This window comes from Lactovum miscens (genome assembly GCF_014202895.1).
Lineage (GTDB): Bacteria > Bacillota > Bacilli > Lactobacillales > Streptococcaceae > Lactovum > Lactovum miscens.
The window spans coordinates 1-11758 of record NZ_JACHHV010000037.1; the positions used below are offsets into that span (position 1 = coordinate 1).

Sequence of the window (11758 nt, forward strand, 5' to 3'; positions counted from 1 at the left end):
CCGGTGTACTACTGTCATGCCTATGCCAGCTTTGAGCGTGGAAGCAATGAGAATCATAACCGCATGATCCGACGCTTCTTACCCAAAGGAACAAAGCAAACAACAGTTCAGGCTGTTGCCAAAATTTAGACTTGGATGGCTCGTTATCCAAGAAAAATGTTCAAGTATCAGACACCATTTCAGATGTATCGGGGTGGCTAAATTAAATTTGCAATTTGCCTAATAAATTAGATTAACTAAAGTGATATCACAAAATCTATGAAAGATTATCTCTTGACAAATTTAATTTACAGGAGTAAACTGAATTTGTCAAGAGATTTACAAATGTAAATTAAGCAGGAGGATATGATGATAAAAATATTTGTGTTGATCATTGGACTTTTACTAGTTGGTTTGATTTTTTGGTGGTTTTTTGGAAAACACAAGATTTCCACTGGAGAATCTAAAGTTCTTGAAAATAGGCAACTTGCGACCGTTATTGTTAATGGAGGCTATAACCCAGCAGTTTTAAAATTGAAGCAAGGAATCCCTACAAGACTAGTATTCAATCGGAAGGATGCTTCGAGCTGTCTGGAACATGTAGTCTTTTCAGATTTCGGGATTGATAAAGTCTTGCCCTTGAATAAAGATGTTGAAATTTCACTTGATGCTTTAAAAGCTGGTGAATATAATTATGCTTGTGGAATGAATATGTTTCATGGAAAGATTATTGTTAAATAAAAATAGAAGAAAGTTGATAAAAAAATGTTTGGATCAAAAATTAGTAATGATGTTGAAGTAATTGTAGATGGTGCCTATTTACCCGCATCTTTTAAACTTAAATCAGGTGAACCTGCTAAAGTGAGTTTTAAACGTGTGTCTGACGTGGGTTGCACTCAGCAAGTTATTTTCAACGGAGAAAAACGAGATTTACCGCTTAATGAGTTAGTTAGTTTTGAATTTACTCCTTCAGAAAAGGGAAACTACGAATTTACCTGTGGCATGAATATGGTTAAAGGAAAATATCAAGTAAAATAATAAAAAATCAAGAAGGTAAGAATTCTTGAAAAGGGGAAAATTAATGACAGTTACTAAACGCTTCATCATTGGCCTGATTGGTTCAGTACCTTTATTATTATTGATGATTCTCCAGTTGGTCGGAATTATGGTACCAGATATGGATTGGATTCAGTTCATCTTTGGGAGTCTTGTCTACTGGTTTTCTGGCTTACCCTTCTTGCGTTCAGCGTGGGCCTCAAGTAAGAATCACCATGGTAATATGGATACTCTGGTAGGTCTTGGAACGACAGTTGCTTATTTTTACAGCATTTTTGCCATTGCAACAGGACGTGGGACTTATTTTGAAGCCGTAGCAGTTGTTATCACGTTGGTCTTGCTTGGTTCAGTCCTTGAAGATCAGATGAAGTCTCAGGCTTCAAATGCTGTTGATAAGCTTATTGATCTGCAGGCTAAGGAAGCAGAAGTCTGGCGTGAGGGTGAATTTTTAAAATTAGCTATTGATAATGTGATTAAAGGAGATTTGATTAGAGTCAAGCCAGGCGAAAAAGTTCCGGTTGATGGCATTATCCAAGAAGGTAGTTCTTCATTAGATGAGTCGATGGTTACAGGTGAATCAATGCCTATTGGGAAAAAAGTTGGCGATGAAGTAATTGGCGCAACGATAAACACAACGGGGACTTTCACCTTTAAAGTGACGAAAGTTGGCGGTGATACTCTCTTGTCTAACATTGCTGAAATGGTCAGGCAAGCACAATCTTCCCGAGCACCGATTCAAAAAACGGTAGATACCATTTCTAATATTTTTGTTCCAGTCGTCTTAATTATTTCAATTCTGACCTTCGTTATTTGGTACGTTTTTCTTGGCGCAACTCCTGTGGATGCAATGATTTATTCAGTATCTGTCTTGATTATTGCTTGTCCATGTGCGCTTGGTATTGCAACGCCAACTGCTCTGATGGTCGGGACAGGACGATCTGCAAAGCTTGGCATACTGATTAAAAATGGTGAAGTTCTCGAAGCTACACATCGTGTTAAGACGGTTGTGATGGACAAAACGGGTACCATTACGGTAGGAAAGCCACAAGTAACTGACATTGTAGTATTGAAAGACTGGAATGAAGATAAAGTATTAAGTATTGCTTCAGCTCTTGAAAGCTCTTCTGAGCACCCACTTGCTCTTGCGATTATCAATAAGGCAAAAGATAGAGACATCCAGCCTTTAAAAATTGAGAGTTTTGAGGCCATTTCTGGCAAGGGTGTTAAAGCCAGAATAGATGGTAAAGTATCTTTTATTGGAAATCAGCTTTTAGCTGAAGACTTTGTGTTTTCAGATGATTTACAGGATAAGATGAAGGAGCTCCAAGATGAAGCAAAGACGGTTGTTATACTTGGCTTTGACGCAAAAATAATTGCATTGATTGGGATTCAAGATGCTCCTAAGTCAAGCTCAAGACAGGCGATTAAAGCAATGCAAGCAGCTGGTTTCCGTACAGTAATGCTGACTGGTGATAATCAACGTGTTGCTCAAGCTATTGCTGATGAAATTGGAATTGATGAAGTCATTGCAGAAGTGCTTCCCGCTGATAAGGCTGATAACATAAAACGACTTGAAACTAATGGACCGGTTGCTTTCGTTGGTGACGGAATCAATGATGCACCTGCTTTATCCACAGCTACTGTAGGAATTGCCATGGGCTCTGGAACGGATATTGCGATAGAGTCTGGTGGTATTGTTTTAGTAAAAAACGACTTAATGGATGTTGTAAGCTCTCTGGTATTGGCTAGAAAGACTTATAACCGTATTGTTTTAAATCTTTTCTGGGCATTTGTTTATAACGTGATTGGTATTCCAATTGCTGCTGGAGTTTTCACAGAAATTGGACTAGATTTGAACCCTGAATTTGCAGGATTAGCAATGGCCCTTAGTTCTATTACAGTTGTTATTAGTTCTCTCTTGCTCAATACTGTTAGTCTTCATACAGGACCTAGTATTAAAAAGCAAGAAATGGTTTGAAGTGTAATGAAAGTATAAAATGAAGAATGATAATATGAAACAACATCTTAATATTACGAATTCAGAAATGGCAGTTATGAGAGTGATATGGTCAATGGGTAAAGCAAATTCAGCAGATGTGGAAGCTCAAATTGCTGAACGACAAAATTGGACAGTTGCAACTATAAAAACCTTGCTAGGGCGCTTAGTAAAAAAAGAAATGCTTGCAAAGGTTCGAGGAGGCAGATTTTATACATATACTGCTAATATTTCTGAGGATGAGGCTTTAAAAAAAATGGGTGAAGAACTTCTTTCTGAAACCTGTAAGACCCGTCAACCTATGATTCTTTCTAATTTGATTAAATCAACAAGCTTAACATCAGAAGATGTTAAGCAACTCAAAATTTTGCTGGATCAAAAAGAGACAGTGACAGAAGTAGAGTGTACCTGTATTAAAGATTTTGGGGTGTGCATCCACATGGGGCAGTATGCCATGTGAATCTATTTGACTGTTCTTTTATTTGGAAAACATTATAAACTATGGATTTAAAATGTCTCGATGGATGCGCTTTATCTACTGGATGCAGCAATTTGTGCTTTATCTGTCACTTTCAGTGACACCGAAGTCACACAAAAATTCCATCTAAGGTCTGAGAATTACTCAGACCTTTTATGCTATCATTTTCTCATGTATTAAAAATGTTAGTTTGTATTTTTGAATTTAAATTTAAATACAGATAAAATTTTATTTTGTTAAGCAAGATTTAAATGGGAAGAAAAAAATGTATGAAAAGAAAATACTACATAAAAGGTAAGTCAGAAGGGGAAATTGTTGACGGGGCTTTTGACCTCTTGTTAATTCTTAAAAGTATCTTTGCTGTTGGAGAAATAGTCTCAGGAATTGCTCTGTTTTTCATCAAACCGATTTGGGTAAAACATCTAGTGCAACGCTTTACAGCGGCGGAACTTCATGAAGACCCTAGGGATTTAATTGCTAATTTATTGGTATCGATGGCTCATAATTTTACAACAACTGCGGCTATACTTGCTGCAATCTATCTGTTGGGACATGGAATTATAAAATTAATTACTCTAATTTTACTTTGGAAGAAAATTCTGTGGGCTTACCCATTATCTATTTTGATCTTTATTGGTTTCATGATTTATCAGGTTATTGATATTGCTACAACACATTCGATCTTTATGATTCTAGTGACACTTTTGGACGTTGTTCTCATTGCTCTGACTTGGATGGAGTGGCGTCGAATGAGAGGCCTAAGGCTTCCTGGTGAGGCTAAAGAATCTATTTAAAAGTTCTGTAAGTCTAAGATTTTAGTTGTTGATTTGGAAAGGCAAGTAGTGTGTTTAGTTTGACAGCTAATTTTTTTTGTGTTATAATATCTTAAATTCTAAGAAGAGGCGCTCGAGAGAGCGCTTCTTATTGTATGGAATAAAAAAAGGAGTAGAATGTCAGAAATTCCAAAAATTGTTGAAGCATTCATCTTGCCACATCTTACAGCCCCTTATGAGCTTGTGGATGTTGAATGGGAAAAGATGGGTGGTGATATGATTCTGAGCATTTTGGTTGACAAAGAAACAGGTGGTGTGAGTATTGATGAGACAGCAGAGCTCTCAGAAATTATTTCACCCTTGCTTGACACAATCAAACCAGATCCCTTTCCTAAAGAAGGCTATCTTTTGGAAGTCGCTTCACCAGGTGTGGAACGTCCTCTTAAGAAAGCTGAGCATTTCGAAAAATCTATAGGTGAAAATGTTTTTGTTAGTACTTACCATAAGATTGAGAGTGAAAAAGAGTTTATAGGTGAATTGTTGAAGTTTGAAGATGGTGTGTTGACCGTAAATGTAGCTGTCAAGAATAATAAAACTAAGCAAATTGAGATTCCAATGAGCGCGATTGCCAAAGCTCAAACGATGGTGAAATTCTAAAGTGTAATTTTGCTCGAATCATTTGTCCCGAGCAGATCACCGGAATCCAAATTAATATGTACTATAATAGAAAATAGTGAGGTAGAAATGGCAAAAGCAAAAGCAAAAGAAAATATTGTCGCGCTCTTTTCACAAATCGAAGGGATGAAAGGTGTTAAACCTGAAATTGTCATCGAAGCGCTAAAAGAGGGGATTATTGCGGCATACAAGAAGCAATATGGACAAGCCCAAAATGTTGAAGTAACTTACGACGGGAATAGTGGCGAGTTTGCGGTTTACTCGGTACGTGAAGTTGTTGATGAAGTCTTTGATTCGCGTCTTGAAATCTCACTCGAAGATGCCCGTCGTTTTTCTGAACTTTATGAAGTTGGTGATAAGATTCGGTTTCAAGAAGATATTCATGATTTCGCTCGCTCTTCAATAGGTGTAGCAAAGCAAAATGTTTTGCGAAAGCTTAAGGAAGAAGAACAAAAAGATATCTTGAATGAATACAAAAAGTACGAAGGCGAGATGATTAATGGTACTGTTGATCGATTAGATGAACGTGCGATTTACATCAAGCTTGGACGTCTAGATGCTATGCTTCTCCGTAAAGATCAAATCTTTAAAGAACGGTACCGTATTGGTGATCGTATTTCAGTCTTTGTGACTGAAGTGAAGATGACTCAAAAGGGCCCACGTGTCTTCGTTAGCCGTACTGCGCCTGACATGCTCAAACGTATGTTTGAGAAGGAAGTACCTGAAGTATTTGATGGTACTGTTGAGATCGTGTCTATTGCACGTGAAGCAGGTGACCGTGCAAAGATTGTTGTTCGCTCACACAATGAAAAGGTTGATGCCATAGGTACTATGGTTGGGCGTAAAGGTAGTAATATCCAACCAATCATCAACGACCTCCATGGCGAAAATATGGATATCATTGAATGGTCTTCAGATAAGGGTACTTTGGTCCGTAATGTTTTGAAGCCTGCTCAAGTCAATGCAGTCTATATCTTTGACGATGGCTCAGCACTTGCGGTTGTTCCAGATGATCAATTGACTTTAGCTATTGGTAAAAAGGGACAGAATGTCCGCTTGGCAGCTCAAGTGGCACACTGTAAAATTGATATCAAAAAGGAATCAGAATTCGACGAATCAGAAATCGGTGAAATTGTTTCTCAAGAAGATGAGAATGAAGAGGAAGAAAGCGAATTAGAAATCATAGAAGTTGAAGAAATTCCATCTGAAGATCAAGTTGGTCTCGAAGAACTTCTTGATAGCATAAATATTCCAGTTGAGGAAAAAGAGGATTAATCCTCGGGTGTACCTCATGGTTGTAAAACAAAAGAAAATACCTCTCCGAACTTCTCTAGCATCGAATCAACAATTTCCTAAAAAAGAACTTCTCCGTATCGCTTTTAACAAAGAAGGCCAGATTTCAATTGATCCAACTGGTAGAGCGCATGGACGTGGGGCTTACATTGGGATAAGTCTTGAAGAAGCAGAACTTGCAAAGTCTAAAAAAGTTTTTAATCGAGCTTTCTCAGCTGACATTTCTGATGACTTTTATGATGAAGTCATTGATTATGTTAAACACTTGGTAGGACGTCGCGAGTTGAAAAACAAAGTTTATAGTGCTGAATTGGCGCCTGATTATGACTGATAAAATTTTAAATCTATTGGGTTTGGCAAAAAGAGCTGGGAAAATAATAACTGGAGAAGAATTAGTCGTTAAGAGTATTCAACATCAAACAGCAAAATTTATTTTTCTGGCAAACGATGCATCGAATAACTTAAACAAAAAAATAATTGACAAAAGTAACACTTATCAAATAAAGATATCCACTAAATATAACCAAGAAGAGCTTTCAGCTGCGATCGGTTCTGATCGAAAAGTTTTGGCAGTAATGGATAACGGATTTGCAAAGAAGATGGAGAATTTACTGATGCAATAATCTATGAATTAGACGAAAGGACGAAAAATTTAATGTCTGAAAAGAAAAGAATTAACGAAATCGCAAAGGAAAGTGGTTTTACAAACGCTGAACTAGTCGAAAAGGCACGTAAGTTGGGTTTTGATGTGAAATCACATTCAAGCTCACTCTCAGATTTTGAAGGGAAGCAATTAATCACAGCAATGGGATCGGATAAAAATAACCACGCCACTGAAAAGAAGGCTCCTGCTAAAAAAATGCCTACCGTAAAAACCGAAAAAAAGGCGGATGAACCTCTCACTTTCAAAGGAAAGGCCGTCGTGATTGATCCTGCAATATTAGCACGTGCTAAAGCTAAAGAAGGGAATGAAAATTCTCAAGTTGGTCAAAGTACTTCAACTGTTAAAGAAGACAGCAAAAAAGTGCAAATAAAAATTGTCGCTTCTGTTGAAGAGCAAGAGAAAGCGAAAGCAATTGCTGAAAAGGTTGCTCAAACAAATAAGGCTGTTGAAAGAGTTTTAGCCAAGGCTGAAGCTGTCTCAGCACGAGTAGATAAAGTTGCCGCTACTTTGACTGAAGATGAGGCAAAAAAGGTTACGGCTGTCTCCCTATCTCCTGAGGCATCTCATCAACCTAAAGAAGCAAGCAAGAAATTTTTGTCAAACCGACCTAAAATTGCGATTAAGGTAGTGAAGCGCGCTGAGGAGCAACCAAAATTCTCAGATCGCCCTTTAAAAGACCGCTTGAAGAAGGAAGCTGGGCAAGTTAAAAGTGCACAAAGCCAAGGTAAATCAGTACGCCATGGTCAAACTGCACGTCCTTTCCAAAAGAAAACAGATCAAAATGCACCTCGTGTTCAAAAGACAGAATTTGCACCAGCAGCGGTTGATGCTCGTACGACGGCAAATCGCCGTAAGGGTAATAAAAATCGAGACAGCAATCGTAGTGAAGCTAAAGATAATAACCGATTTGGTGGAGGACCATTACGTGTTAACGATAACCGTAATCAGGTTCGTAACGCCCGGAATTCAAACTGGAATGCTGGAAATCGTCGTCATGGAAAAAATAATAATTCTCCAGTTACAGAAAGAAAGTTTTTTGAATTGCCAGAAACTCTAGAATATACAGAAGGCATGACAATCGCAGACCTTGCAAAACGTATTCACAGGGAAAGTGCTGAAATTGTCAAGAAACTTTTCATGATGGGAATCATGGCAACTCAGAATCAATCTCTTGATGAGGATACAATTGAGTTACTTCTTATTGACTATGGCATTGCACCTGAAAAGAAAGTTCAAGAAGACAAATCCGATATTGAACGTCTGTTTGTTGAAGAAGGTTATCTCAATGAAGACAATATGGTTACCCGTCCACCAGTTGTTACCATAATGGGACACGTCGATCATGGTAAAACTACATTGCTTGATCACTTACGTAAAAATCGTGTTAATATAACCGAAGGTGAAGCAGGTGGAATTACTCAGCATATTGGTGCTTATCAAATTGATATTAACGACAAAAAAATTACCTTCCTAGATACTCCTGGACATGAAGCATTCACAAGTATGCGTGCCCGTGGTGCTTCAGTTACAGATATTACCATCTTGGTTGTTGCAGCTGATGATGGTGTAATGCCACAGACAATTGAAGCTATAAACCATTCTAAAGCTGCTGGTGTTCCTATAGTTGTGGCAATTAACAAGATAGATAAGCCGGGTGCCAACCCACAAAAAGTTATCAATGAATTGGCTGAACAAAATGTTCTTTCGACAGCTTGGGGAGGAGAATCTGAATTTGTTGAAATCTCAGCAAAATTCGACATGAACATTGATGCCTTGCTTGAAACTGTTTTGCTTGTTGCTGAAATGCAAGAACTTAAAGCTGACCCAACCGTTCGTGCAATCGGCACTGTTATTGAAGCACGTCTTGATAAAGGAAAAGGTTCAATTGCGACAGTGCTTGTTCAACAAGGAACCCTTCGCATTCAAGATCCTATCGTAGCTGGTAATACTTTTGGACGTGTTCGTTCAATGGTAAATGACTTGGGACGACGTATTAAAGAAGTTGGTCCTTCCGGTGCAGTAGAAATTACTGGCCTTAACGATGTACCACAGGCTGGTGATCACTTTGCCGTCTTTGAAGATGAAAAATCCGCACGTGCAGCTGGTGAAGAACGTTTCAAACGTGCTCAATTGATTCAACGTCAAAACACACGTCGTGTCTCAGTTGAAAACCTCTTTGATACACTTAAAGAAGGTCAGCTCAAGAAAGTTAATATCATTATTAAGGCAGATGTTCAAGGTTCTGCCGAAGCACTTTCAGCCAGCTTACAAAAAATTGTGGTTGAAGGTGTAGCCGTTGATATCGTTCATTCAGCTGTTGGGGCAATCAATGAATCAGATGTTTCGTTGGCAACTGCTTCAAATGCCTTTATTATTGGTTTTAATGTTCGTCCAACTGCAGATGCCCGAGATGCTGCTGAACGTGAAGATGTTGATATTCGTCTTCACAGTATCATCTATAACGTTATAGATGAAGTAGAAACAGCTATGAAGGGAATGCTTGATCCAATATTCAAAGAAGAAATTATTGGTGAAGGCCTTGTTCGTGAGACCTTTGTTGTAGCTAAACTAGGTACAATTGCTGGTTTCCTTGTAACTCGTGGTAAAATTTCCCGTGATGCTTCAGTTCGTGTTATTCGTGACTCAGTTGTAATACACGATGGACCAATTGCCTCACTTAAGCACTTCAAAGATGATGTCAAAGAACTGGGAAATGCACAAGAAGGCGGTCTGATGATTGAAGGTTACAACGATATCATGATTGATGACACCTTTGAAGCCTACAAGATGGTTGAAATTAAGCGTTAATAGAATTGACATAAATTAGTTTATGTAAAATCTACTTTCGAAACTTACGGAGGAAAATAAATTATGTCAACTAAAAGAGCTGAACGTGTTGCTGTTGAAATACAACGTCTCGTTTCTCAAATATTACGTGATGAAATTCATGACCCTCGTGTCCAAGGGATCAATTTAACTGACACACAAGTTACAGGTGATTTGAGTCAAGCAACCTTATATTATTCCTTGTTATCTGACTTAGCCTCAGATGCTCAAAAAGCTCAAAAGGGTATTGAAAAATCCAGCGGGTTAATTCGTCGTGAATTATCTAAGCGAATGACCATGTATAAGGTCCCAGAGCTCATTTTTAAGAAAGATGAATCGGTGGCTTATGGTAACAAGATTGATGAGATGTTAAAAAATCTAAATCTCTAATAACAAAAAAACGAGCGTGATGCTTGTTTTTTTTGTTGATAGAGATAACAGACTCATAGGAATCTTTGGATTTTTTAGCATCATAACTATTAATCAATTTTGGAGTTTGGAATCCTTGAAAATGAAAAAATGTGTGGTGGGCGAGATCAAAACCGTAATCTTTGCACAATTTCTAATGTGTTGATCTGAGATTTGGTGTATTGACCTTTATGGTATCCAAAAATTCATTTATCAAATTGCATTTGACATCAGATCTATTTATTCGTGTTGAATCATTTTGGGTTTTGGGTTTCCTAAAATAAAAAAGCAATCAGGAATCCAGTGAAATTGGCTAGAACAGGTTTGAATGTCTGTTGTATTGTAAAATAATTGATAATTTCACTTAAAATTATTAAGGTGACCAAAGCCATATTAGCCATTAAGATTAAGTAATAGTAGGTATGAGTACAAAGCAAAAGATAATTTTCATAACAAAGACATCGTGGAATTAAACACATCTATAACCCCTTTGCGCATTGGTATAATAATAGGTGAGCATAGTGAGGAAACCGACAAGGAAGTTAAGAAGACAGAGAAGTAATCAAAAATACTGGTAAAATATTTTTGATTTGAAAATTTTCCTTCTTCACGATTTTATTTAATAATTGTTCTTTTTTCGGTCCACACATGAAGTTTACTACCGGTTGAAATCTGATAAGCTTCCCCATCAATTTGTACTGGTTCATCTGAAGCCAATGTGATTGAAAACTGATTACTTGTGGAATTGTGGAAGCGAGGATCCTTAAGGTGAACTGATCTGGCTAATTTTGTTAAAAGGCTGAAAATTTGAACTTGAGGAATTCGGTCAACCTCAATCAAATTAATTAGATCATTTAGATTAGAAGCATTAGGTGCAATTTTGACACCACCGCCAAAGTATGGGTGCTTAGTTAATGTAAATAGGAAGGCATTGTCAAACTCTTTTTCATTAATTCTAACGCTAAAGCCTTTTTTCTTAAACAAAACACCAAGTGCCGCAAAGAGATAGGTTAATTGTCCCAAACGAATTTTATTTAATAAAGTCTTCGATTTTGAACTGTTAGCCGCATTAATTATGGCTCCATCTAGGCCAATTCCAATATTATTAACAGCAAAACCTTTTAAGTCTGTGGAATCGTAGCCTATGACAAAAAATTCAACTTCATTTTTCAGTTGAATAGATTTAAAAGCTTTAATTGGATCCATTGAAATCCCTAAAGATCGGGCAAAATCATTGCCTGAGCCAGTAGGAATATATGCAAATGGATGTTTAGCAGGTAAAACATCCATACATAATGATAAGGTGCCATCTCCACCTATTATTACAATTTGATCTTGTGGGTTCATCTTATTAAGTATTTTAGATATGAGATTTCTCTCTTGACCAGGGGCAGAAGTTTCAAAAAGTTTGAATTGGATGGCTGTGTTCTCAAGATAATTAATCAGTTTAAGTATTTTATCGGAGCCCCGAAGATTTCCAGAATTTGGATTTGCAAGTAGATAATAAGTCATAATTATAAGTGTAAAATAATTGGCGGTAGCTCAAAAGAGCGATCGCTTTTTGATTTCAGAAAAAGGACAAAAAGAAAAAGAACCTTTAAAATTGAGTT

The 11758-nt window shown here is 37.4% G+C and carries 12 protein-coding genes and 2 pseudogenes; 13 read left to right on the plus strand and 1 reads right to left on the minus strand.

Translation table 11 applies throughout. The features are described 5' to 3' along the window. From HNQ37_RS08760 to rbfA, 13 genes and pseudogenes are all read left to right on the plus strand, one after another. Positions 1–126: pseudogene (locus HNQ37_RS08760) on the plus strand (IS30 family transposase); the annotation flags it as partial. A 219-nt stretch (positions 127–345) separates the two neighbouring features. Then, a complete protein-coding gene (locus HNQ37_RS07620; protein WP_183540928.1) occupies positions 346–720 on the plus strand; it encodes a cupredoxin domain-containing protein in 375 nt (124 codons plus the stop codon). A gap of 24 nt (positions 721–744) precedes the next feature. Beyond that, the gene (locus tag HNQ37_RS07625; RefSeq protein WP_183540930.1) at positions 745–1017 is read left to right on the plus strand and encodes a cupredoxin domain-containing protein; all 273 of its coding nucleotides are present in this window, start codon (positions 745–747) and stop codon (positions 1015–1017) included. Positions 1018–1060: 43 nt separating this feature from the next. Further along, positions 1061–3013, plus strand: coding sequence for a copper-translocating P-type ATPase (locus HNQ37_RS07630; RefSeq protein WP_183540932.1), 1953 nt, complete (start codon positions 1061–1063; stop codon positions 3011–3013). A gap of 34 nt (positions 3014–3047) precedes the next feature. Then, positions 3048–3491, plus strand: a complete 444-nt coding sequence (locus HNQ37_RS07635) for a CopY/TcrY family copper transport repressor (protein ID WP_183540934.1) — start codon at positions 3048–3050, stop codon at positions 3489–3491. Positions 3492–3778: 287 nt separating this feature from the next. Beyond that, a complete protein-coding gene (locus HNQ37_RS07640) occupies positions 3779–4303 on the plus strand; it encodes a DUF2127 domain-containing protein (protein WP_183540937.1) in 525 nt (174 codons plus the stop codon). A gap of 156 nt (positions 4304–4459) precedes the next feature. After that, positions 4460–4939: a ribosome maturation factor RimP gene (gene rimP, locus HNQ37_RS07645; protein WP_183540940.1), complete on the plus strand. Its 480-nt coding sequence runs from the start codon at positions 4460–4462 to the stop codon at positions 4937–4939. Between the two features lie 87 nt (positions 4940–5026). Then, positions 5027–6232 (plus strand): transcription termination factor NusA, encoded by a 1206-nt coding sequence (gene nusA, locus HNQ37_RS07650; protein WP_183540943.1) that lies wholly within the window; start codon positions 5027–5029, stop codon positions 6230–6232. A 16-nt stretch (positions 6233–6248) separates the two neighbouring features. Then, positions 6249–6581 (plus strand): RNase P modulator RnpM, encoded by a 333-nt coding sequence (gene rnpM / locus HNQ37_RS07655; RefSeq protein WP_183540946.1) that lies wholly within the window; start codon positions 6249–6251, stop codon positions 6579–6581. Continuing rightward, positions 6574–6873, plus strand: coding sequence for a YlxQ-related RNA-binding protein (locus HNQ37_RS07660; protein ID WP_414672541.1), 300 nt, complete (start codon positions 6574–6576; stop codon positions 6871–6873). Before rnpM ends, HNQ37_RS07660 begins: the two co-directional genes overlap by 8 nt. 32 nt (positions 6874–6905) lie before the next feature. Further along, positions 6906–6992: pseudogene (locus HNQ37_RS08765) on the plus strand (hypothetical protein); the annotation flags it as partial. Between the two features lie 117 nt (positions 6993–7109). Then, entirely contained in the window at positions 7110–9722 is a 2613-nt protein-coding gene (gene infB, locus HNQ37_RS07665) for a translation initiation factor IF-2 (RefSeq protein ID WP_425486334.1), read from the plus strand. Between the two features lie 63 nt (positions 9723–9785). Then, positions 9786–10130: a 30S ribosome-binding factor RbfA gene (gene rbfA / locus HNQ37_RS07670; protein ID WP_183540951.1), complete on the plus strand. Its 345-nt coding sequence runs from the start codon at positions 9786–9788 to the stop codon at positions 10128–10130. 633 nt (positions 10131–10763) lie between these two features. Here rbfA and HNQ37_RS07675 read toward each other — a convergent pair. Beyond that, positions 10764–11660, minus strand: coding sequence for a diacylglycerol/lipid kinase family protein (locus tag HNQ37_RS07675; protein ID WP_183540953.1), 897 nt, complete (start codon positions 11658–11660; stop codon positions 10764–10766). Between the last annotated feature and the right edge of the window lie 98 nt (positions 11661–11758).